The sequence below is a fragment of the Corynebacterium sp. LaCa_205 genome (assembly GCF_057458085.1).
This window is the reverse complement of sequence record NZ_CP190931.1, coordinates 322,876-346,012: the sequence shown is the minus strand read 5'-3', so window position 1 is coordinate 346,012 and position 23,137 is coordinate 322,876. Positions and strand designations below refer to the sequence as shown.

Here is a 23,137-nt window from a genome sequence, read left to right as displayed (position 1 = left end):
TTTTCAATGACTTAGGCCGCACTCCTTTAAAGGTGACTGGCCAAAAGCTGCATTCATACTAGCAAAGCAGTCTAGCGGTGCTCCCTAGACATCGAAACAGCCCCGCCTTCCTATCGTTCAGGAAGGCGGGGCCATCTATTTCCCGCGTTAACGCAAATTGAACTGCACGTTAGAAGGTGAAGTCCTCATCCAGTGGGACGGAAGCACCGGTGAATTCACCGAAGCCGTCATCACCGTAGATGGAATCGCCGTAAGTCGGAATCGAGTATGCAGCGTTGCGTGCAGCCTCGGTCGGCTTGACGGAGATATTGCGGTAGCGGGAGATACCGGTACCGGCAGGGATCAGCTTACCGATGATGACGTTCTCCTTGAGACCGATGAGCTTATCGGAGCGCTTGTTAATAGCGGCGTCGGTAAGCACACGCGTGGTCTCCTGGAACGATGCAGCAGACAACCAGGACTCGGTAGCCAAGGAAGCCTTGGTAATACCCATGATCTCCGAGCGCAGCTGAGCCGGCTCGCCACCTTCTGCAACCTGAGCAGCATTGAGCTGCTTAGCCTCAGAAAGGTCGATGAGGTTACCCGGCAACAAGTCCGTAGTACCCGCATCAATGACGGTACCGCGGCGCAGCATCTGGCGGATGATGATCTCGATGTGCTTATCGTGGATAGCCACACCCTGGGTACGGTACACAGCCTGCACCTCGTTGATGAGGTGCTGCTCCACGCCACGACGGCCGAGGACCTCGAGCACGTCGTGCGGGTCAGCCGCACCGCGCATCAGGCGGTCTCCGGTCTCGACGTGGTCGCCGTCCTTGAGGGAACGCTCGATCATCGCATCCGGGTTGGACTCCATCGGGCGACGGACCTGAGCCAGGCCCTGACGCTTGGAGAGCTTCTCATAGACCACATCATCAGAACCGTCATCCGGGGTGATGGTCAGGGTCCAGAAGTTGCCCTCATCGGACAGGGATACGGTGCCGTCAACGGAAGCGATAGGAGCGCGGTTCTTCGGGTTACGGGCCTCGAAAAGCTCCTGAACACGCGGGAGACCGCCGGTAATATCGCCACCGACACCACCCTGGTGGAACGTACGCATGGTCAGCTGGGTGCCCGGCTCACCAATGGACTGTGCCGCCACGATGCCGACGGCCTCGCCGATATCGACCAGCTGGCCGGAAGCCATGGACTTGCCGTAGCACTTGGCACACACGCCAGCCGGGGTCTGGCAGGTCAGCACGGAGCGAACCTTGACCTCAGTAACCTTGGCGTCCAACAGCTTCTGGGTGAGTTCCTCGGTGAGGTCGGAGCCGGCCTCGGCCACGACCTCGCCATTGTCGTCCTTGACATCGGTCGCGAGAACGCGGCCGGATGCGGAGGTCTCCCACAGCTCGGAGAGAACCACCTTGTCGCCGGAAACCTCGCCGATGGGGACGCGAACGCCCTGGCGGGTGCCACAGTCCTCTTCGCGGACGATGACGTCCTGGGCCACGTCCACCAGACGACGGGTGAGGTAGCCTGAGTCAGCGGTACGCAGCGCGGTATCGGCCAGACCCTTACGGGAACCGTGGGAGTTGTTGAAGTACTCCAGCACGGACAGGCCTTCACGGAAGGAGGTCTTAATCGGACGGGTGATGTAATCACCGTGCGAGTTCACAACCATGCCCTTCATACCGGCCAGCGTCCAGATCTGACGCATGTTACCGGCCGCACCAGACTTCACAATCATCGGAATCGGGTTGTGGTCAGGGTACATGTTCTCGACGGCCTCACCGACGGTATCGGTAGCGTCCTTCCACAGCTCAACCAGGCGATCGTAGCGCTCGCGCTCGGTCAGAGCACCCTGCTCCCAGTACTTACGCTCGATGCGCTCTGCTTCCTTCTCATAAGACTCGAGGATCTCGGTCTTATTCGGCAGAACCAGAACGTCAGACATAGTGATGGTCACGCCAGAACGGGTTGCCCAGTAGAAGCCGGCATCCTTCATGTTGTCCAGCACCTGAGCCACGGTGATCATCGGGTACTTATTGGCCAAGTCATTGACCACGTCACCGATGAGGACCTTGTTGCCAGAGCCGCCGCCCTTACGGACCATGATGCCCTCGAGGTACGGGTAGTTCCATGGCAACAACTCGTTGAACATGACGCGGCCAATGGTGGTGTAGCCCATCCATGCCTGGCCCTTGGTCCAGCCATCCGGGAACTGCTCCTCCTCGATCTCCTTCGGCGGGCGAAGGTGATCGATGCGGACCTTGATCGGGGCCTGCAGGCCAACGGTGCCGCGGTCATAGGCCATGAGGGCCTCGGCGTAGGAGGAGTAAACGCCGGTTGCTGGCTTGTCCTCTTCTGCCTCGCGGAAGCGGCCGTTGCCACCGATCTCGTCCTCGGACTTGTCCATCGTCAGGTAGTACAGACCGGTAACCATATCCAGACGCGGCATAGCCAGTGGCTTACCGGATGCCGGGGACAGAATGTTATTGGACGCCAGCATCAAGACGCGGGCCTCAGCCTGTGCCTCAGCGGACAGCGGCAGGTGGACTGCCATCTGGTCACCGTCGAAGTCGGCGTTGAACGCCTCACAAGCCAGCGGGTGCAGCTGAATAGCCTTACCCTCAACCAGCTTCGGCTCGAAGGCCTGAATGCCCAGGCGGTGCAGCGTAGGTGCACGGTTGAGCATCACAGGGTGCTCAGAAATGGCCTGCTCCAGAACGTCCCACACCTCTGGGCGCTGGCGCTCAACCATGCGCTTGGCGGACTTGATGTTCTGGGCATAGTCGTTTTCTACCAAGCGCTTCATGACGAACGGCTTGAATAGCTCGAGCGCCATGAGCTTCGGCAGACCACACTCGTGCAGCTTCAGCTGCGGGCCGACAATAATAACGGAACGGCCGGAGTAGTCCACGCGCTTACCCAGCAAGTTCTGGCGGAAACGGCCCTGCTTGCCCTTGAGCAAGTCAGACAGAGACTTCAGTGGACGGTTGCCCGGGCCGGTAACCGGACGGCCGCGGCGGCCGTTATCGAAGAGCGCGTCCACAGACTCCTGCAGCATGCGCTTCTCGTTGTTCACGATGATCTCTGGAGCGCCCAGGTCGATCATGCGCTTCAAACGGTTATTGCGGTTGATCACGCGGCGGTAGAGGTCATTCAGGTCGGAGGTAGCAAAGCGGCCACCGTCCAGCTGCACCATTGGGCGCAGCTCTGGCGGGATAACCGGGATGGCATCCAACACCATGCCGGCCGGATCGTTGCCGGAGCGCAGGAAGGCAGCAACGACCTTCAGGCGCTTGAGAGCACGCATCTTCTTCTGGCCCTTGCCGTTGTTGATGATCTCGCGCAGCTCCTCGGCCTCAGCCTCGAGGTCGAAGTTGCGGACCAGGGTCTGGATAGCTTCTGCGCCCATGCCGCCGGTGAAGTAATCCTCGTAGCGGTCAACCAGCTCTTCGTAGATGGTCTCATCGATGATCATCTGCTTTGGAGCCAGCTTGATGAAGGTATTCCAGATTTCATCCAGGCGGGCGATTTCGCGCTCGCCACGCTCGCGGATGTGCTGCATTTCCTTATCGGCAGCGTTCTTTACCTTCTTACGGGCATCGGCCTTGGCACCGGCTGCTTCCAACTCAGCCAGGTCAGACTCCAGCTTGGAGGCGCGCTCTGCGATCTCGGACTCGGTATCGTCCTCAACGTCCTTCTTCTCCAGGAGCATTTCTGCTTCCAGGGTGGACTGATCGTTGTGGCGAGCCTCTTCATCCACGGAGGTGATGATATTGGCGGCGAAGTAAATGATGCGCTCGAGATCCTTCGGAGCCAGGTCCAGCAGGTAGCCCAAGCGGGACGGAACGCCCTTGAAGTACCAGATGTGGGTTACCGGAGCGGCCAGCTCAATGTGGCCCATGCGCTCACGGCGAACCTTGGACTTGGTGACCTCAACGCCACAGCGCTCACAGATGATGCCCTTGTAGCGGACGCGCTTGTACTTACCACAAGCGCACTCCCAGTCACGGGTGGGGCCGAAGATGCGCTCACAGAAGAGGCCGTCCTTCTCCGGCTTCAGGGTGCGGTAGTTAATGGTCTCAGGCTTTTTGACCTCGCCCTTGGACCAGCGACGAATATCGTCTGCGGTGGCCAGACCGATGCGGAGCTCGTCGAAGAGATTTACGTCAAACACGTAATGTCTCCCTTTCATCCTCGTTGTCGAGGAATTGATGGCTTTGTATGAATGGAACGTTTACGCCCTACCACGGGGACTTACCCCGCGGTGGACCAAGAAACTAATTAGGCGATGTCAGCGGAAGAGCCCTCATCGCGGGACAGGTTAATGCCAAGCGATGGGCTATCCATGTCATCGTCATCAGAGCCAGACAGCTCCATCGGCGTGCCGTCGGTGGAAAGAACTTCCACGTTCAAGCACAGGGACTGCAGCTCCTTGAGCAACACCTTGAAGGACTCAGGAATGCCCGGATCTGGAATATTGTCGCCCTTAACAATGGCTTCGTAGACCTTCACGCGGCCGACGACGTCATCGGACTTGATGGTCAGCAGCTCCTGCAGGGTGTAGGCAGCGCCGTATGCCTGCATTGCCCACACCTCCATCTCGCCGAAGCGCTGGCCACCGAACTGGGCCTTACCACCCAGCGGCTGCTGGGTAATCATGGAGTAAGGACCGGTGGAACGGGCGTGAATCTTCTCATCGACCAAGTGGTGCAGCTTGAGCATGTACATGTAGCCAACCGAAATTGGGTACTTGTACGGTTCGCCCGAGCGGCCGTCGAAAAGCGTGGCCTTGCCGTGCTCATCCACCAGCACATCGCCGTCGCGGTTAGGACGGGAAGAAGCCAGCAGGCGCTCGATCTCATGGTTGGTAGCACCGTCGAAGACCGGGGTCGCCGTCAAGGAATCCGCAGGAACGTCATAGAGCTCTTCCGGCAGGGTCTTGAGCAGCTCGGCGTTCTTTGGATCCTCGGTATCGACCTTCCAGCCAGCGTGTGCCAGCCAGCCCAAGTGAACCTCAAGGACCTGGCCAATGTTCATACGACGCGGCACACCGTGGGTGTTCAGCAGGATGTCGACCGGGGTGCCGTCTTCCATGAACGGCATATCCTCTGGCGGTAGAATCTTGCCCACAACACCCTTGTTGCCGTGGCGGCCGGCCATCTTATCGCCGTCCTGGATCTTGCGCTTCTGGGCAACGTAGACACGAATCATCTCGTTGACGCCAGGGGCCAGATCGTCATCATCGTCGCGGGAGAAGCGAGCAACGCCAATGACCTTGCCTACCTCACCGTGCGGCACCTTCATGGAGGTATCGCGGACCTCGCGGGCCTTCTCGCCGAAGATGGCGCGCAGCAGGCGCTCCTCCGGGGTCAGCTCGGTCTCGCCCTTCGGGGTGACCTTACCCACCAGGATGTCGCCGGCGCGGACGTCGGCACCGATGCGGATGATGCCGCGCTCGTCCAGATCGCTCAGGACGTCCTCGGAGACGTTCGGAATCTCGCGGGTAATTTCCTCGGCGCCCAGCTTGGTATCGCGGGCATCGATCTCGTGCTCCTCGATGTGGACGGAGGTCAGGATGTCCTCCTCCACGATGCGCTGGTTAAGGATGATGGCGTCCTCGTAGTTATGGCCTTCCCACGGCATGAAGGCAACCAGCAGGTTGCGGCCGAGGGACATCTCACCATTGTGGGTACCCGGGCCATCGGCCAGAACCTGGCCGGCCTCTACGCGCTCGCCCATGGAAACCAGCGGGGTCTGGTTGTAGTTGGTGCCCTGGTTGGTGCGCTCGAACTTACGCAGGATGTAGGTATCGCGCTGGCCCTCATCATCCATGATGGTGATGACATCAGCGGTGACGTTTTCGACCACGCCGGCCTTCGGGGTGATGACAACGTCGCCAGCGTCGTACGCAGCGCGCTGCTCCATGCCGGTACCAACCAGCGGGGCCTCGGAGCGTACCAGCGGCACTGCCTGCTTCTGCATGTTCGCACCCATCAAGGCACGGTTAGCATCGTCGTGCTCCAAGAACGGAATCATGGCGGTACCCACGGAAACCATCTGGCGCGGGGAGACGTCAACGTAGTCCACACCGGCGGCGTCGGTAAGCCCGATGTCGCCGTCCTTCAGGCGGACCTCAATACGCTCGCCGGTGAGGTTGCCCTCTGCGTCCTGCTCGACCTCGGCCTGAGCAATAGCGAAGCGGTCCTCTTCATCGGCGGTGAGGTACTCCACCTGGTCGGTAATCTTGCCGTCCACAACCTTGCGGTACGGGGTCTCAATGAAGCCGAAGGCATTCACGCGGGCGTAGGACGCCAGCGCACCAATGAGGCCAATGTTCGGGCCCTCGGGAGTCTCAATCGGGCACATGCGGCCGTAGTGAGAAGCGTGAACGTCTCGCACCTCAATGCCGGCGCGCTCACGAGACAGGCCGCCTGGGCCCAGCGCGGACAGGCGGCGCTTGTGGGTCAGGCCGGACAGCGAGTTGTTGTGGTCCATGAACTGGGACAGCTGCGAGGTACCGAAGAACTCGCGGATAGCAGCAGAGACCGGGCGCACGTTAATCAGGGAGGTCGGAGTGATGGACTCCGCGTCCTGGGTGGTCATGCGCTCGCGCACAACGCGCTCCATGCGGGACAGGCCGACGCGGACCTGGTTCTGGATGAGCTCGCCCACGGTGCGCAGGCGACGGTTACCAAAGTGGTCGATGTCATCCGTGTGCAGGGAGATCATCTCACCGTTCGGTGCCTTCATCTCGCGCTCGCCTACGTGCAGGCGGACCAGGTACTCGAGGGTGACGGCAATGTCTTCCTCGGTCAGGGTCATCAGACCATCGTGGTCGCCGCCGAGCCCCAGCTTGCGGTTGACCTTGTAGCGGCCGACCTTAGCCAGGTCGTAACGCTTTGCACGGAAGAAGGAGTTATCCAGCAAGGACTGAGCCAGCTCGCGGGTGGGCTGCTCGCCTGGGCGCTGCTTGCGGTAGATCTCCAGCAGTGCCTCATCGGTGTTCGCTACACCGTCAGACTCCAGGGTGGACATCATGAGCTCGGAGAAGCCGAAGCGATCCCTGATCTGCTCCTCGCTCCAACCCAGTGCCTTAAGCAGCACGGTTACCGGCTGGCGGCGCTTGCGGTCAATGCGCACGCCGACGGTGTCGCGCTTGTCGACGTCGAACTCCAACCATGCACCGCGGGAAGGAATAACCTTCACGGAGTGCAGCGGGCGCTCGGTGGACTTATCGATCGAGCGATCGAAGTACACGCCCGGGGAGCGCACCAGCTGAGAGACGACGACGCGCTCGGTACCGTTCACGATGAACGTGCCCATATCCGTCATGATCGGGAAATCGCCGATGAAGACGGTCTGCGACTTAATCTCTTGGGTGTCGTTATTAATAAACTCTGCGGTCACGTACAGCGGCGCGGAGTAGTTGATGTCCTTTTCCTTGCACTCATCCACGGTGTTCTTCACCGGTTCAAAGCGCGGCTCCGACAGGGACAGGGACATATTGCCCGAGTAGTCCTCAATCGGCGAGAGCTCTTCGAGGATGTCCTCGAGGCCGCTCGTCACGCGGGCGTCATCGCCGCGCTCAGCCTGCTCGCGCTCGCGCCACTCCGGCGCGCCAACGAGCCAATCAAAGGAATCAAGTTGTACGTCAAGGAGACCCGGCAGGGCGATAGGCTCGCTGATTTTTGCAAACGAGTATCGCTTCGGGGCTCCGGGGATATTGGCCACTGACTTGGTCTGGCGGGAGACTGCCAAGATGGGTCCTTCCAGCACCTCACGCGGATTGCCTGCTCGCCCTGGCCGACGAGCCGCAAAACCGCTGGTAATTCTAGCATTCGGTCTGCTGTGGAGTGTCTGGGTTCAGAATGCACAAAATCACCTTGTCAAGTCGGTTTTGCCATCACCGGCCTGAAAGGCTAAATGTGCACCGAAGATCCAGATTCCAGCGCAACGAAACAGCTTATAGGAAAAGACCTGCCATGTAAAGACACACCACACTTGGGGCGTGTCGCTACCGCGCTAGGGGGCAAGCTCGTGCTCGCCGCGGCGCTAACGCGTCCACGTCGCGCGACTGTGCGCGACAACCACCGAGCACCCTACCACTAAAATCTCAATACACCGCAACCCCGGCGGCGATTTTGTTTTCCAGCTGCGCTTTTACCGGCTCGCTGGCACCGCGCTCCCGCCGATGCGCCCGCGGTTATGGCGCGGGCGGGCATGCTTATTCTTGCCGCCAATTAGGCCCAATGCGCCAATGATTCCGAGCAGGGTCAACAGTGCGCCGAGGCCGATGGCAACCCACCGCACGATCTCCGCCACGCGGTCGCGCGGGAAATCTGCCGCCTCTTTGAGCAGCGCCTGCTGGTCCTCTTCGGAGGTAGAGCCATTAAAGACGAAGGCGCGCTCGCGGCCCACGCCCTCGCGGTCCGCGTAGTAATCATCGATATCCATATCCATGCCCACTACGAGGCCGGTTTGTTGGTCCACGTAGAAGTCACGGCTTCCGGAGTGGGTCAGGTAGCCCTGCTCCTCGCCGCCGTCTTCCTTGGGCAGGCTGGTGGTATTGCCATCGGCCGCAAATAGCTGCGCGACGTTGGTCGGCTCAATTTCTTGGTGGTAGCGGTAGACCGTGCGGCCGTCCATCGTGGTTTCTTCTTCAAAGACTGCATCGACGGCCTTGCGCAGGGTCGGGTCAAAGACCGGGTAGTTGGTCTTTTCCGCGTCCGCTGGGAACTTGAGCCAATATCCGTCCACGGTCACCGTGTCGGACGGGGTTGCGAGTGTGTGGCTCAACGTGGCCTCTCCTGCTGCCTCGCCGCTCAGGCGATCTACGGGGTACGTCCACACCTGGGCCTGGCTCAGGTCATTAAGGCCCTCTCCCTCACCGCGCATGCGGGTCTCACCGATGCGCACGGTAGCATTCTCCTCGTCCGAGGGCTCTTGGATATCCATGTTGATTTGGTAGGTCATGGGGCCCGAATACGGCTGTGTGCCGTCCTTGGACAGCTGCTGCGAATCCGCAGAATCATCGTGCAGTGTCCACGTACTGTTTTTCAGGTTCAGCGGCAGCCGCGGGGAGTAATCCAAAAACGCCGGCGCCACAATACCGGCGGCGATGAGCGCAACACCGAGGCCTAGGAGCAGGACGGAAAAAATGCGGGACTTGGGCAGCATGGGGGCTAATTCTACAGCCCGTAGCGGCGATTCCTTGTTTCTACAGGCCCCGCTACGCCGGATTGATTTTTAAGCTGTGTGCTTATTCCAAGCAACGATGCTGCTCGTATCCGTGGTTTGGCGCGCGCACCAAAGATCAAACTCTTCCTGCAGTCCCAGCCAGAACTCTGCCGAATTGCCAAAATAGGCGGAAAGACGTAGCGCCATTTCCGCACTAATCCCAATGCGCCCACGCACCAGCTTGGAAATTTGGGATTTGGAGCTAAAAATATCCCTGGCTAAGCGGTATTGAGTAAGTCCGAGCGGCTCCAGAAACTCCTCGCGCAGAACCTCCCCAGGGTGTGGAACGGATATGATATCCGAAGCTTCCTCTCCCTCATTTGTGATAATCGATGAAGTCAACGTCCACAGCTCCTTTCCCTGTCCATCGAAAGACTACTCTTCACTGCGCGTTAACGCGGATGGAATAAAATCCGTCCCACTGCCCTTTCAACCTCTCTAAGTGATTCGCTGGTGGAATCCTCAAATCAGCAAGAGAGGCTGCTCGGTCAATCATGATGAGTTTGCGACGCAGTATCCTTCGCAGTTCAGGGGGCACGTACTTTGGCGCCTTACCATCTGTGTGAAAGCGCTCTAAGCTACCCCTCCTGAACTCCACAATGCCATAGTGTCACACTTTGACACTACTGGCCATTGCTGTACTACCCGCATAGCGCCCGCGAGCATAAAACGAGGAAACCCCCAGCTCCCACCGCGCGCGGCGGTAAGAGTGGGGGTTTGAAAGCGTAAAGCTCAGTGAAATTACTTGAGCTCGACGGAAGCGCCAGCCTCTTCCAGCTTGGTCTTAGCAGCCTCAGCGTCGTCCTTGGAAGCGCCCTCGAGGATAGCCTTAGGAGCACCCTCGACCATTTCCTTAGCTTCCTTCAGGCCCAGGCCGGAGACGATCTCGCGAACAGCCTTAATAACGCCAATCTTCTTAGCGCCAGCGTCGGTCAGAACGACGTCGAACTCGGTCTTCTCCTCAGCAGCAGCAGCGCCGCCCTCAGCCGGAGCGCCAGCTGCAACAGCAGCAACCGGAGCAGCAGCCTCAACGTCGAATACCTCTTCAAATTCCTTAACGAACTCGGACAGTTCGATGAGGGTCATTTCCTTGAAAGCTTCAATGAGCTCGTCCTTGGTGAGCTTAGCCATGATGGCAAGTCCTTTCTGTGTTGTGTGTGCGCTGCGCGTGATTTATGCCGCGCACACGGTGTTGTAATTGTGCGTCTTTTGTGACGACTTAAGCTTCTGCTTCCTTCTTGTCCTGCAGGGCTGCGACGGTGCGTACAGCCTTGGTTGCAGGAGCGTTGAAGAGAGCGGCTGCCTTCGCCATAGAACCCTTCATAGCGCCAGCCAGCTTTGCGAGGGTGGTCTCGCGGTTATCCAGCTTGGCGATGGCCTCAACCTGGTCGGCAGACAGTGCGTTGCCGTCCATGTAGCCACCCTTGATGATGAGTGCCTTGTTGTCATCAGCGAACTTGGTGATGACCTTCGCAGCATCCACTGCCTCGCCCTTGATGAACGCAATTGCGGTCGGGCCAGTCAGCAAATCATCAAGACCTTCGATGCCAGCTTCCTTGGCAGCGATCTTGAAAAGGGTGTTCTTGGCGACGGAGTATTCAACGTCAAAGCCCAGATCGTTACGCAGCTCCTGCAGCTGGGATACGGTCAGGCCGCGGTACTCGGTCAATACAACAGAGTTAGCGCCAGCCAGCTTCTCCTTCAGCTCTGCCAGGTCTGCAGTGTTCTTTGGGTTTGCCATTGTCTCTCGCCTCCTTCCAAAACATCTCTTTTATTATTCCGCCGGGGCCTTCCTCGCTTCGGTTGCCCGAAACAACAAAAGCCCCGTGCAAGAGCACAGGGCGCGCGACATAAGAGAATGCCGCGAATAATCGCAAAGTGTCTCCTGCGTGGGCCGCCTCCTAGGATGGAGAACCTTCGATCCAAATGGATGACCAACGGTCTTCGGTGAACTTTGACTCGGCCGTGAAGTGGCCGTTCAAACTTCGTGGAAAACACTACCTCCCCACCCGCGGTTTCTCCAAATCGCCGTTTCCGCCGCGTAGGATGGCCGCCATGACCAGCCTCATGTGGTTCCGCGATGACCTGCGCCTGCACGATAACCAGGCCCTTTCCCGCGCGGCCGAGGCCGCCGCGCTTGGCGACGCCCCCTTGGTCGCCGTCGTCCTCGACGAACCTGCCTATCCCGGCACCCGCCCGCTGGGCGGCGCGACCACGTGGTGGCGCGAACGTTCCCTCTATGCCCTCGCTAGCGACCTTGCCGACCACGGCGTAGAACTCATTCGCGCCGCCGGCGATGCTCGCGAGGAAATCCCCCGCCTCGCCACCGAACTGGGAGCCACCACCGTCACGTGGACCCGCCGCTACCACGGCCCGCTGCGCGAGGTCGATGCCACCGTCAAGGAAACCCTGGCCTCCCAGGGCATCACCGCGACGTCCTCGCCCGGCTTCACCTTGGTGGAGCCCTGGGAGGTCACCAATGGCCAGGGCCAGCCCTATAAGGTTTTTACTCCTTTCTCCAAGGCCGCCGCCTCCCAGGTGGCGGGAGATGAACCGGAGGGGGTGCCGGAAATGGGGGCGTCGGCAAGCAGTGCATCTGCCTGGCCCCAGCCCACCGAACCGGCATGGGCCGCATCGCTGGCCGAGCACTGGACGCCCGGCGAGGCCGGCGCGCGCGAGCGACTAGCCCAGCTGGACCTGGCCAACTACGCCGAGGAGCGCGATATCCCCGCGCTCAATGCCACCTCCCTACTCTCGCCCCACCTGCGCTTTGGCGAGGTCTCCCCGCGCGAGGTGTGGTTCGCCGCAGCCGAGGAACCAGAGGCCGCCAAGTTTCACTCCGAGCTACTGTGGCGCGACTTTGCCTGGCACCGTCTCTACCACCTGCCCAATCTCGCCACCGAGAACGTGCGGGAGAAATTCGACCGCTTCGACTGGTCCTGGGATGACCCGCGGCTCAAGGACTGGCAGGCAGGTACTACTGGCATTCCGCTTGTCGACGCCGGAATGCGCGAACTATGGGCCACCGGCTATATGCACAATCGCGTGCGCATGGTGGTGGGCTCCTTCCTCACCAAGAACCTAGGCATCCACTGGCGCCTGGGCGAAGAATGGTTCTGGGACACCTTGGTGGACGCCGATGCCGCCTCCAACCCGTTTAATTGGCAGTGGGTGGCCGGCTGCGGCGATGACGCCGCGCCCTTCTTCCGCATCTTCAACCCCGAAACGCAAGCCAAGCGCTTCGACCCCGACGGCGAGTACGTGCGCCGCTGGGCACCCGCACTGTCCGCCCCGCCTATCGTGGACCTGCAGGAATCGCGCCAAGCCGCGCTCGATGCCTATGCGGAGATCAAAGACTAAGCCTGCAGAAAAGGTGGACGTAAAGGTCTACCATGGGGCCAATGATGAGCCCCAGGATTCATTCTCAAGCGCACCCGCCCATTGGCAATACCCCACTCATGCGAGTAGAGGCGACTAGTCCCCGGCCGGATGTCCACCTCTATCTCAAACTCGAACAATTCAACCTTGGCGGTTCTGCGAAAGACCGGACGGCGCGAGCGCTTATCCAGGCAGCCCTTGCAGCCGGCGATATCCGCCCAGGCTCGACGCTGGTGGAATCTTCCTCCGGCAACCTGGGCATGGCGCTAGCTCGCCAAGCCCCGCTCCAGGGGATGAAGTTCCATTGTGTGGTGGATCCGCGCGTCAACGCTTCTACGGTGGCCACCATGCGGGCCTATGGCGCACACGTGGAATTGCTCGACCACCCAGATCCTGAAACCGGCGATTGGCTCACCGCCCGCCGCACCCGCGTGGCCGAGCTATTGGAAGAGATCCCCGATTCTTTCAACCTCAACCAGTATTCCAATGAAGCCGCCTTCCACGCCCACGCGGAGGGCACTATGACTGAGATCCTGGAGCAACTCGGGCAGGCACCCAGCCATGTGCTCGTGGCTATGAGTACCACCGGAACCCTTGGCGGCTGTGTCCGCAAACTTTCCGAGGTGGGAGCCAGTACCCAAACAATCGGCGTTGATGCAGAGGGCTCCGTACTTTTCGGCGGTGAGCGTGGCACCCGCATGCTGCCCGGCTATGGCGCAGGTATCGTGACCGACCTATCCACCAAATTTTCGCCCTCCTCCGTCGAGCGGGTCCCCGATCTCGAGGCCATCGTGGCCGCCCGCAGGCTCGCCCGGGCCGAGGGTTTGCTGCCGGGTGCTTCCGGCGGTGCTGTTATCGCAGCCTTCCAGCGCCTCGCCCCCTCCCTGCCGGCGGGGGCGGAGGTGGTTGCCGTGCTACACGACGCCGGCCAGCCTTACTTAGACACTATCTATAACGATTCCTGGGTGTGCGAAAACTTCGGCATTTCACCTGCCGAACTTGCCGCGCGCAGCGAAGGGACGGCGCAGTGACTTCCGCTAAGCCTGCCCGACGCATTGCCATCATCGGAGGCGGTCCGCGCGGTCTCTGGGCTGTAGAGGAACTCATCGAGCGCGCCCGCATCCCCATCGATGTCACGGTCTTCGACCCGTATCCGGCCGGTTCAGGCGCTGTCTACCGCCCGCAGCAGCCGCCCCACTGGCGCCTCAACGTCAACTGCGCCATCGTCACCACCGCCCACGATAATTTCAACGCATGGCGGGCCCGCCGCGGTGGGGACACCACCGATGCCTTCCCACCGCGCGCCGAAGTGGGCCAATTCCTCGCCGATACCTGGTCCGCCGCATTGCAGCGCGCGCCGGCGCACGTTCACATTCGCCATCTGCCGCACCGCGTGAGCGAAGTGAGTAATGACGGAGAAGGCTTCATGGTCGACGGCGCCCCCTTCGACGACGTCCTGGTCTGCACCGGACACGACCATCTCCATGCTGGTTCCTTGGTCCACGAAACTTCGCGTGTGCCCGTCACCGGTCTCTATTTCGGCGCCGACCTCCCTAGCGCTCCACGGCGAATCGGCGTGCGCGGTGCCGCCTTAAGCTTTATCGATGTATGCCTGCTTTATGGCGATACCGCCGAGGTCATTTATCCGGTTAGCCGCGGCGGGCGATTTATGGAGGTAAAGCCCTCTCCGGAGGCACCGCTGCCGGAGGTTTCGACGCGGTGGCGGCAGGCCTGTGTGCACATCACTAACGCCGCAGATTTGCGCGAGATCCTCATCGGGGCCGCAGCCGAGTTCGGTGACTTCTCTAGTGCGGAACTAGCAGCCGTTATTGATGGTCAGGATTTCACTGGCGCTGCGCTCGCTGAGCTGGAGGCTTCCCTCCGTGCGGTCGAGGGTACTGGTCCCCTGACTCCGGCCACGGCCGTGGGCGCGGCTTTTCGTGGGGTCTTCCAAGACTGCGTCGATTGGCACCAGGCACACGGCCCAATGCCCGGGTTCCGCGAGCTCTCACGCACCCTTGAGCGGGTGGCCTTCGGCCCACCACCGGTCACAGCCAGGCGTCTGCTCGAGCTCATCCACTCCGGGGTGGTGGATACCCAGTATCTAGGCACTCCTGAGCAGATAGATTCCTGGCGGGAGAAGGGCGGCGTGGACCTGCTTATCGACGCCACTGTGGCTCCCCAAGCCACCCACTCCCCCTTCCATAACGTTCCTGGTGTGGTGGAAATTGGCCGCATGAATGAGCTCTCCCTGCCCGGGCATGACTCTCTTAACCGTTTAGTACACGATGACATCCCCCGCTGGGCGGAGAAAGTAGGAAACCCATGACCACCCCTCCCGTTGCCCCACTGCCGGTCCATGGCACCGTCCCGCTGCGTGCCCGATGGGAGCAGTGGATGCAAGAGCTCGTGGAGAACCCGCAAGACGTTAGCGCACTCACCTCGCGCTATGGTTCTCCGGTAAACGTGCTTAATCCCGCGCCACTGCGCCACAATGCCCAAGAGCTACTAGACGCCGGTGCTTCCCACGACGTGAAAACTCGGGTATTTTTCGCCCGCAAAGCCAATAAGGCGCTGTGCTTTGTCGACGCCGCTCGCGAGAGTGGACTCGGCGTGGATGTAGCCAGTGAGAACGAGCTACGCCAAGTACTCGAGCGCGATGTAGCCCCAGAGCGCATCATCCTCAGCGCTGCTATCAAAAGCGATGGTTTGCTCCGCCTCGCGATTTCGCGTGGCGTTACTATATCGTGCGATTCTCGCGCAGAATGCGGCCGCATCGCCGCCATCGCCCGAGCTTTAGAAACTACCGCCCGCGTGGCACCGCGCCTTGCTCCAGATCCAGATGATTTACCACCGACCCGCTTCGGGGAAAGGCTACCTGCATGGCAGAAAGCGGAGTGGCCCACGGAGCTTCGTGCCGTGGGTGTCCACGTCCACCTGCATGGCTATAGCGAGGCGGATCGCCGCACCGCCCTTACAGAGGCCATTGCTCTAGTCGAGCACCTACGCGCAATGAACCAACCCGCTAATTTCATCGATATCGGCGGCGGCGTGCCCATGAGCTATTTAGAATCCCGCGAGCAGTGGGAAAACTACACAGCGCGTATCTCTGCGCAACGCGCTGGTACCGGTGACCCCTTTACCTGGAAATCGGATCCGCTCTCCAATACTTACCCATTCTGGCAGGAACCGACGCGCGGTCAGTGGCTGAACCAACTTCTCTCCGGTGAGGTCCCCGGCTACGGCAACGCCGGTGGTGCCCTGCGAGAGCGGGACATCGCCCTCCATCTAGAACCGGGCCGCAGCCTCCTCGACGGCTGTGGTGTCATCCTCGCCGAGGTGAGCTTTCTCAAAGAACGTTCTGATGGCCTGCCCCTTATCGGTGTGGCGATGAATCGCACGCAGTGCCGGACCGCCGCGGATGACATCCTGCTAGACCCCCTCCTCGTGCCTACAGCCGGTTCAGCAAAGGAGGTCTCCCGCGAGCGACGTACCGGCTTTGTAGTCGGTGCCTACTGCATTGAAGACGAGGTGATTCTGCGCCGCGAACTGGACTTCCCAGCGGGCATTGCCGTAGGAGATACCCTCGCCATTCCCAACACGGCCGGATATTTTATGCACATCCTCGAGTCTGCTTCGCACCAGATTCCCTTGGCTCGAAACGTCTACTACGACGGCGGCGAATGGGTGCCAGACGATATTGACGCCACATAACTACTAGTGGCTCGAGATATAGAAAAAGGGCTTCGAGGAATTGCCTCTAAGCCCTTTAACCTTAAACGCAGTACGTGATAACTGCTTAAGCGGTGTAATCCTTGACCACGGAACCGTCAACCGGGATGCCCGGGCCGGAGGTGGTGGAGATGGTAGCGCGCTTGATGTAGATGCCCTTAGCGGAAGAAGGCTTCAGGCGCTGGATCTCATCCATGAGGGCGCCGTAGTTCTCAGCCAGCTTCTCAGCATCGAAGGAAGCCTTACCGATGATGGCGTGCAGGTTAGCAGCCTTATCAACGCGGAAGGAGATCTTGCCGCCCTTAACCTCAGAGATTGCCTTAGCAACGTCTGCGGTAACGGTGCCGGTCTTCGGGTTCGGCATCAAACCACGCGGGCCCAAGACGCGGGCAACGCGGCCAACCTTGGCCATCTGATCCGGGGTAGCGATAGCAACGTCGAAGTCGATGTTGCCCTCGTTGATCTGCTCGATCAATTCAGCGGTGCCGACGATATCAGCGCCAGCTTCCTGAGCGGCGGTAGCCTTCTCGCCCTCTGCGAAGACAGCAACGCGAACGTCCTTACCGGTGCCGTTAGGCAGGGAAACGGTGCCGCGAACCAGCTGGTCAGCCTTGCGCGGGTCAACGCCCAAACGGAAAACAACATCAACGGTGGCGTCGAAGTTCTTGGAGGAGGTCTCCTTAGCCAGCTTGGTGGCCTCGATCGGACGGTACAGGCGGGACTTATCTACCAGTTCCGCAGCGGCCTTATAAGCCTTAGACTTGGTGCTCATTTAACAATTCCTTTTCTGGATTGGTGTGGTGTTCGGCGGGCCGTAGCTGGCCCTACCACATAAAGTTTTTACTTCTCCGGTGCGCCATCAACGGTGATGCCCATGGAGCGGGCGGTACCGGCGATGATGCGAGCGCCGTTCTCGATGTCACGTGCGTTCAGGTCCGCAAACTTGGTCTCTGCGATTTCCTTGCACTGGTCCCAAGACACAGAGCCGACCTTGTCGGTGTGTGGAACGCCGGACCCCTTCTTGATGCCAGCGGCCTTCAGCAGCAGCTTGGCTGCCGGCGGGGTCTTCAGCTTGAAGTCGAAGGAACGGTCCTCGTAGACGGTGATCTCAACCGGAACCACGTTGCCACGCTGGTTCTCGGTAGCGGCGTTATAAGCCTTGCAGAATTCCATGATGTTGACGCCGTGGGCACCCAGTGCCGGGCCAACTGGCGGTGCCGGGTTAGCGGCGCCTGCCTCGATCTGCAGCTTGATGAAGCCAGATACCTTCTTCTTAGGAGCCATCGAATTACCTCTTTCCTGTGTTACCGGGATAGCCGCCACGATGAATAACGGGATCCCGTCCGGATGCTCACCTTCAGTGGGCCACCGGAGGATGAAACGTTTTTCTTATACGCACGCCAAAGGCGCACGGCGTTCCAGTTTAGAACACCGTGCGCCCTGCACAAAATCACTTTTAGGAGATGCGCTCGATCTCGGTCGGCGACAACTCCACTGGGGTCTCGCGACCAAAGATGGATACCAGTCCCTGCATCTTGCCGGTCTCTGGGTCGATCTCGGAAATGGTGGCGGAGACTGCGGCCAGCGGGCCGGACAGGATGGTCACTGCCTCGCCTACCTCGAAGTCGTGGGCGTACTTCTTTGCCACTTCCTTTTCTGGCATGGCCACGACCTGCTCGCCCTCGGCCTCATTCGGGGCGGCATCGCCCTTGGTGGACGGTGCTTCGTTCGGCATCAGGAATTTAGCCACATCGCGGGTCTTAACCGGGGTGGCGTTGCCCTCGTTGCCCACGAAGGAGGTCACACCAGGGGTTTCGCGGATGACGGACCAAGCGGCGTCATTGAGTTCGGCGCGGACGAGGACGTAGCCCGGCAGCAGCTTGCGCTTCACAATCTTCTTCTTGCCGTCTTTGTTCTCAAGTACCTGCTCAATAGGAACGACAACCTCGAAGATAGAGTCCTCCACCTCGAGGGTCTGGGCACGCATGTCCAGGTTGGTCTTTACCTTGTTTTCGTAACCGGAGTAGCACTGAATGATGTACCACTGGCCCGGTTGCTTCTTCAGCTCGCGGGTAAACGCACGCAGGCGCTTGCGGTAGGCGGCGTCTTCGGACTCATCCTCGCCAGCCTCTGGAGCTGCGGCCTCTGCCGCGCCCTCGGCGTCGGCTGCTGCCGATTCCGATTCCGCTCCCGGTGCCTCGGCTGCCTCCGCAGACTCGCCTGCAGCGTCGGTGGACTCTGCTGCTTCTTCTACTGCGGGCGCGCTTGGGGTAGCGTCCTCCTGCTGTGCTTCTTCAACGGAGCTAGCGTGCTCTGCCGCCTGCTCCTGCACGTTGGCCTGCATAGCCTCCTCTAGGGAGGTGCCTACGGTTTCGACGTTATTCTCGTCGCTCATGATTCTTACTCCAAAAATTCCTCGGCGCGTTGCGTAGGACTAGCCTACCCGCCCGCGTATGGGCAAAAAGTATCCCGCCGTTCCTTCAGTGGAAACAGCGGGATAAAAGATTATGCGGCTATCTTACTAATCAGAGAGAACCTGCTCAACTCCGAGACCGGCCAGAGCGTCCACACCCCACACCAAAACGGTCATGACGATGAGGAAGGCAAAGGTAATGAGGGTGTACTGCAGCATCTCCTTAGCGGTCGGCCACACCACTTTCTTCATCTCAGTTGCCACCTCGCCAGGGAAAGCGGCTACGCCACCACCTGGGGTGTCATCGTGATTCTTATCCTCTACGCGGACGACGTGCTTATCGGCGTAGTCCGCGGAGGACGTGGTAGCCGCACCAGAGAGCTGACGCTTACCGGTCGGGCGCGGTGCACCCGAATTCTTCGGCTGCTGCTCATCGCTCACAGCTAACCCTCCTTGGGAACTAAATCTAATAGGGCGCTTAACGCGCACCTCCATAACTTTGTCAACCCTAGCAAAGCTTGCACTGCATGAAAAGCTGACCACCGCATTTATAAGACGTGGCCTTGGATACATTGGGCGAGCACAGCGGCGAGCAAGGCTCGACCGGGAAAATATGGCATGAACAAACCCCGCCACCTGAAATCAAGTGACGGGGTTTACTGTGCAGGGGCGACAGGACTCGAACCTGCAACCTACGGTTTTGGAGACCGTTGCGCTACCAATTGCGCCACGCCCCTATTCTTTTATCTCTTAATGCCTCAGCATCAAGCGTTGAAGACCTTACCAGAGCCGTAGTTCCAATCTGAAACCAGGCGGGTCTGCAAAGCCTTCAGCGCGGTAATAAAAAAGCGCCCTGCGGGCGCCTTTCTTTCCCGGTAGCGATGGCGAGAATTGAACTCGCGACACAGCGATTATGAGTCGCTTGCTCTACCACTGAGCTACACCGCCATATTCACCTTGGGGAATTTCTTCCTCCGAACATGAATGGAGCCCCCTGACAGAATCGAACTGTCGACCTTTTCCTTACCATGGAAACGCTCTGCCGACTGAGCTAAGGGGGCACATCCTAGCGTTGAACACATCGCTATTTCGTTGTGCTCTCCGTTGCGGACTCCAATAATCTAACCCGCTTGCAACGTTTTACACAAATCGCCACGTCAGAGCGCAAAAATGGGAAGCTTTTATGACACCTTATCGCGCATGTGAATGTGCTTGAATGAAAGGCATGTTGGATCAGAAGGATGCCCAGTCCATTGACGCCGCAAAGTTGTACTACAACTCCGGCTTCTCTCAGGCCGAGGTTGCCCATCATCTTGGGGTTTCCCGGCCCACGGTGTCCAAGTTGCTCAGCCACGCCTCCGCGCGCGGCTTTGTCACCATCAGCATTGCCGATCCGCGGGAGCAATCCGATGAACTAGTGGGCCAACTACGCCAACGCTTTGCGCTTGCCGACGTCCGCGTGACCACCACCCCACCCGGCGGTTCTCCCCTAGCAGACCTGGGCAGCGCCGGCGCCGCCCTCCTGGAAGAACTCATTGAGGATGGCACCAGCGTCGGCCTCTCTTGGGGCGAGACGATGTCCGCCGTCGCTTCTCACCTGCGGCGACAGCCACGGGAAGGCGTAGAGATTGTGCAACTAAAAGGTGGCCACTCACACACGGAGCGATCCACTAAAGACTTCTACACCCTGCAGGCCTTTGCCCACGCCTTCAATGCCGAGGCCCACCTTTTACCACTGCCGGGCATCTTCGATTCCGCGGAGGCCAAGCAGTGGGTGGAGCGCGATAGGCATATTGGGCAGATTTTGCATAAGGGGGCGTCGGTAAGCGTGGCAGTGTTCACGGTGGGCTCGGCCGAGCAGGAATCCTTAGCATTCAACCTGGGCTATCTGACCGCGGCCGAGAAACAGCAGATTGCAGACAATGCTGTGGGTGATGTGTGCTCGCGCTTCTTCGACGCCCGCGGGGAAGTAGCCTGCCCGGCCGTAGACGCCCGCACCGTGGGCATCAGCCTCGCAGACTTGGCCACGCGCCCCACCCGGGTGCTGGTAGCTGGCGGCGCATCTAAGGCGCGGGCCATATGGGTGGCGCTGCGCAAGGGATTGGCTACCCATCTGGTCACAGATCAGGCCACCGCGCGCAAGATCGTGGACTGGGCTAGTGAGGCCTCCCACAAATGTTGAACAATTGTAAATTGCGTCATTGACATGGGTTCCTGCGGGGTTAAGCTAAGTGTGTAAAATCCCCCCCACACACCGAGGAGCGAAGCTATGTCCGCTACCGATATTGCCACCCCACACATCAACCCGCAGGGCGCGCCCATTGCAGAAACCATCTTGCTGCCCGGCGACCCACTACGCGCACAATTCATCGCCGAAAACTTCCTGGAAGACACCGTCCAGTTCAACGGCGTGCGCAATATGCTGGGGTTTACCGGCACCTATAAAGGCAACCCCGTTTCGGTCATGGGCACCGGCATGGGTATTCCCTCCATCGGCATTTACTCCTGGGAGCTCATCCACAACTACGGCGTAAAGAAGCTCATCCGCGTCGGTTCCATCGGCGCTATGCAGGAAGACATCGAGCTACACGATGTCATCGTCGCCTCCTCCGCCTCCACCGATTCCAATTTCTTGAGCCAGTACAACCTGCCGGGCAGCTACGCTCCCACCGCCTCGTGGAAGCTCCTCAAGGCTTTGGTGGATGAAGCCGAGAAGCAGCAGGCACACATTCACGTGGGCAATATCTTGAGCTCGGACATCTTTTATAACTTTGACCAGTCCGTCAACGAACGCTGGGCGCACATGGGCGTGCTCGGCGTAGAGATGGAATCCGCAGCGCTTTATGCCACCGCGGCCGAAGCCGGCGTCGACGCACTGGGGCTTTTCACCGTATCCGACAACCTCGTGCACGGTACCAAGCTTTCTGCCGAAGAACGCCAAACCGCCTTCCACACCATGATTGAACTCGCGCTGCCGCTTAACGCGCTCGACTAAAAGGACGCCTTCCCCGTGACTTCTTCTACTACCTCTGCTTCCCCGCAGGACAAGCGGCCAGGTCCCGCGCTAAACCCCAAAGTTGCCGTCCCCATCCTGCTCTTCGTCTTTGTCTTTTCTCTGGTTATTGATAACGGCTTTAAGACGATGACCATGCCGATTGCCCAGGCGCTCGACCTTTCCGTTAAGACCGCCTCCCTCCAGGCTTCCCTCGCCGGCGTCATCATCGGCATCGGTGCTGTGGTCTATGCCGCGCTGGCGGATTCCATTTCCATCCGCAAGCTCATGCTCACCGGCGTTGTCCTCATTGCCGTGGGATCGATTTTAGCCTTCGCCTTTTCTAGCTTCTGGCCCATGGTGCTGACCGGTCGTCTCATTCAAACCGGCGGCCTCTCCGCCGCGGAGACGCTTTATGTCATTTACGTGACCAAGCACTTGAGCGAGGCCGATCAAAAGACCTACCTGGGCTTTTCCACCGCCGCTTTCCAAGCCGGCCTGCTCATCGGCGCGTTGACCTCTGGCTTTATTTCCACCTATGTCTCGTGGACGGCGATGTTCCTAATCCCGCTCATCCTCATTCTGACCATCCCACCAATCATCAAGCTGGTGCCAGAAGATGAGGCCGTGGAGGGACACCTCGATGTGCTCGGCCTATTTTTCATCGCCGTCTTTGCCACTGGCCTGACCTTATTCATGCAGGAGTTCGACTGGGTATATCTCATCGTGGCTGTCCTCGGCGTGGTGGGCTTTGTTTACCACATCGGCCACGCCAAATATCCCGTGGTCACCCCGGAGTTTTTCACCAACGGCCGCTACGTGTGGACCATCCTCATGGTCTTCTTCGTCTATTCCACCCAGATGGGCTTCATCTTCTTGCTGCCTTTTGCGGCGCATGACCTGCACGGCATGAATATCGATAAAGCCTCCCTGTTGATGATCCCGGGCTATATCTGCGCCATCCTCATCGGCATCTTCTCCGGAAAGATCGGCACCGTTTTATCCTCCCGCGCCACCATCTACACCGCCTTCGCCTTAGTTGCCGGCGCACTGGTGATGGCCGCGCTTTTTGTGCAACTCCACGTCGCTATTCTCATCGCAGCCATCGTGGCCTTCGCCTCCGGCTTTTCACTGATGTACGCGCCGCTGGTTAATACCGCGCTGCGCAATATCAGCGCCGTCAAGTCCGGCATCGCCATTGGTTTTTATAACCTGACCATCAATATCGCCATCCCGCTGGGCATTGCCTATACCGCCAAGCTGCAGGACCTCGCTAGCTATAACACCGTGCTGTGGATCCTGGCCACCGTGGCTGCTATTGGCATTGCCCTATACGTAGTTTCTGACCTCAAGATGGCCCGTTCCGAATCCCGCCCAGCCCGTTAAGGAGAAAA

General features: G+C 59.8%; 18 protein-coding genes and 3 tRNA genes. 7 read left to right on the top strand and 14 right to left on the bottom strand.

Going from position 1 to position 23,137, the window contains the following annotated elements; translation table 11 throughout:
- Positions 1 to 169 precede the first annotated feature (169 nt).
- The 7 genes from ACP8J1_RS01740 to rplJ form a co-directional block, all read right to left on the bottom strand.
- Positions 170 to 4,165: a DNA-directed RNA polymerase subunit beta' gene (locus ACP8J1_RS01740; protein ID WP_023020532.1), complete on the bottom strand. Its 3,996-nt coding sequence runs from the start codon at positions 4,163 to 4,165 to the stop codon at positions 170 to 172.
- Between the two features lie 107 nt (positions 4,166 to 4,272).
- Positions 4,273 to 7,767, bottom strand: a complete 3,495-nt coding sequence (gene rpoB, locus ACP8J1_RS01735) for a DNA-directed RNA polymerase subunit beta (RefSeq protein WP_023020531.1) — start codon at positions 7,765 to 7,767, stop codon at positions 4,273 to 4,275.
- A gap of 384 nt (positions 7,768 to 8,151) precedes the next feature.
- Complete coding sequence (gene pgfA / locus ACP8J1_RS01730; RefSeq protein WP_023020530.1) at positions 8,152 to 9,168, bottom strand: cell envelope lipid trafficking protein PgfA; 1,017 nt, start codon at positions 9,166 to 9,168, stop codon at positions 8,152 to 8,154.
- A gap of 69 nt (positions 9,169 to 9,237) precedes the next feature.
- Entirely contained in the window at positions 9,238 to 9,570 is a 333-nt protein-coding gene (locus ACP8J1_RS01725; protein ID WP_023020529.1) for a HigA family addiction module antitoxin, read from the bottom strand.
- Between the two features lie 40 nt (positions 9,571 to 9,610).
- Positions 9,611 to 9,826, bottom strand: a complete 216-nt coding sequence (locus tag ACP8J1_RS01720; RefSeq protein ID WP_255342536.1) for a type II toxin-antitoxin system RelE/ParE family toxin — start codon at positions 9,824 to 9,826, stop codon at positions 9,611 to 9,613.
- A 143-nt stretch (positions 9,827 to 9,969) separates the two neighbouring features.
- Positions 9,970 to 10,359, bottom strand: a complete 390-nt coding sequence (rplL, locus tag ACP8J1_RS01715; protein ID WP_023020528.1) for a 50S ribosomal protein L7/L12 — start codon at positions 10,357 to 10,359, stop codon at positions 9,970 to 9,972.
- Positions 10,360 to 10,447: 88 nt separating this feature from the next.
- Positions 10,448 to 10,969: a 50S ribosomal protein L10 gene (gene rplJ / locus ACP8J1_RS01710; RefSeq protein ID WP_005322886.1), complete on the bottom strand. Its 522-nt coding sequence runs from the start codon at positions 10,967 to 10,969 to the stop codon at positions 10,448 to 10,450.
- 314 nt (positions 10,970 to 11,283) lie between these two features.
- Between rplJ and ACP8J1_RS01705 the strand changes: the two genes are divergently transcribed.
- Genes ACP8J1_RS01705 through ACP8J1_RS01690 form a run of 4 tightly spaced genes read left to right on the top strand, consistent with a single transcriptional unit; the run spans position 11,284 to position 16,320 of the window.
- Entirely contained in the window at positions 11,284 to 12,588 is a 1,305-nt protein-coding gene (locus ACP8J1_RS01705; RefSeq protein WP_023020527.1) for a cryptochrome/photolyase family protein, read from the top strand.
- Positions 12,589 to 12,620: 32 nt separating this feature from the next.
- Positions 12,621 to 13,637 (top strand): pyridoxal-phosphate dependent enzyme, encoded by a 1,017-nt coding sequence (locus tag ACP8J1_RS01700; RefSeq protein ID WP_023020526.1) that lies wholly within the window; start codon positions 12,621 to 12,623, stop codon positions 13,635 to 13,637.
- Positions 13,634 to 14,935 carry an FAD/NAD(P)-binding protein gene (locus ACP8J1_RS01695; RefSeq protein WP_023020525.1) on the top strand — a complete coding sequence of 434 codons (1,302 nt, stop codon included), beginning with the start codon at positions 13,634 to 13,636 and terminating at the stop codon, positions 14,933 to 14,935. Before ACP8J1_RS01700 ends, ACP8J1_RS01695 begins: the two co-directional genes overlap by 4 nt.
- Positions 14,932 to 16,320, top strand: a complete 1,389-nt coding sequence (locus tag ACP8J1_RS01690) for a type III PLP-dependent enzyme domain-containing protein (protein ID WP_023020524.1) — start codon at positions 14,932 to 14,934, stop codon at positions 16,318 to 16,320. Before ACP8J1_RS01695 ends, ACP8J1_RS01690 begins: the two co-directional genes overlap by 4 nt.
- An 85-nt stretch (positions 16,321 to 16,405) precedes the next feature.
- On the opposite strand, the gene rplA is transcribed toward ACP8J1_RS01690, so the two are convergent.
- From rplA to ACP8J1_RS01655, 7 genes are all read right to left on the bottom strand, one after another.
- Positions 16,406 to 17,110, bottom strand: coding sequence for a 50S ribosomal protein L1 (gene rplA / locus ACP8J1_RS01685; RefSeq protein WP_005322897.1), 705 nt, complete (start codon positions 17,108 to 17,110; stop codon positions 16,406 to 16,408).
- Positions 17,111 to 17,178: 68 nt separating this feature from the next.
- Positions 17,179 to 17,622 carry a 50S ribosomal protein L11 gene (gene rplK / locus ACP8J1_RS01680; RefSeq protein ID WP_005327961.1) on the bottom strand — a complete coding sequence of 148 codons (444 nt, stop codon included), beginning with the start codon at positions 17,620 to 17,622 and terminating at the stop codon, positions 17,179 to 17,181.
- A gap of 172 nt (positions 17,623 to 17,794) precedes the next feature.
- Positions 17,795 to 18,733 carry a transcription termination/antitermination protein NusG gene (gene nusG / locus ACP8J1_RS01675; RefSeq protein WP_023020523.1) on the bottom strand — a complete coding sequence of 313 codons (939 nt, stop codon included), beginning with the start codon at positions 18,731 to 18,733 and terminating at the stop codon, positions 17,795 to 17,797.
- Between the two features lie 126 nt (positions 18,734 to 18,859).
- On the bottom strand, positions 18,860 to 19,192 hold the full coding sequence (gene secE, locus ACP8J1_RS01670) for a preprotein translocase subunit SecE (RefSeq protein WP_023020522.1): 333 nt from the start codon (positions 19,190 to 19,192) through the stop codon (positions 18,860 to 18,862).
- 223 nt (positions 19,193 to 19,415) lie between these two features.
- Positions 19,416 to 19,488 (bottom strand) — tRNA-Trp (locus tag ACP8J1_RS01665).
- Positions 19,489 to 19,627: 139 nt separating this feature from the next.
- A tRNA-Met gene (locus tag ACP8J1_RS01660) sits at positions 19,628 to 19,699 on the bottom strand.
- Positions 19,700 to 19,736: 37 nt separating this feature from the next.
- Positions 19,737 to 19,812 (bottom strand) — tRNA-Thr (locus ACP8J1_RS01655).
- Positions 19,813 to 19,976: 164 nt separating this feature from the next.
- On the opposite strand from ACP8J1_RS01655, the gene ACP8J1_RS01650 reads away from it, so the two are divergent.
- The 3 genes from ACP8J1_RS01650 to ACP8J1_RS01640 all read left to right on the top strand — a co-directional run bounded on the left by ACP8J1_RS01650 (position 19,977) and on the right by ACP8J1_RS01640 (position 23,129).
- The gene (locus tag ACP8J1_RS01650; RefSeq protein ID WP_034655724.1) at positions 19,977 to 20,933 is read left to right on the top strand and encodes a sugar-binding transcriptional regulator; all 957 of its coding nucleotides are present in this window, start codon (positions 19,977 to 19,979) and stop codon (positions 20,931 to 20,933) included.
- Between the two features lie 87 nt (positions 20,934 to 21,020).
- Positions 21,021 to 21,746 (top strand): purine-nucleoside phosphorylase, encoded by a 726-nt coding sequence (deoD, locus tag ACP8J1_RS01645; RefSeq protein WP_023020520.1) that lies wholly within the window; start codon positions 21,021 to 21,023, stop codon positions 21,744 to 21,746.
- A 15-nt stretch (positions 21,747 to 21,761) separates the two neighbouring features.
- Positions 21,762 to 23,129 carry an MFS transporter gene (locus tag ACP8J1_RS01640; protein WP_023020519.1) on the top strand — a complete coding sequence of 456 codons (1,368 nt, stop codon included), beginning with the start codon at positions 21,762 to 21,764 and terminating at the stop codon, positions 23,127 to 23,129.
- Positions 23,130 to 23,137: the final 8 nt, after the last annotated feature.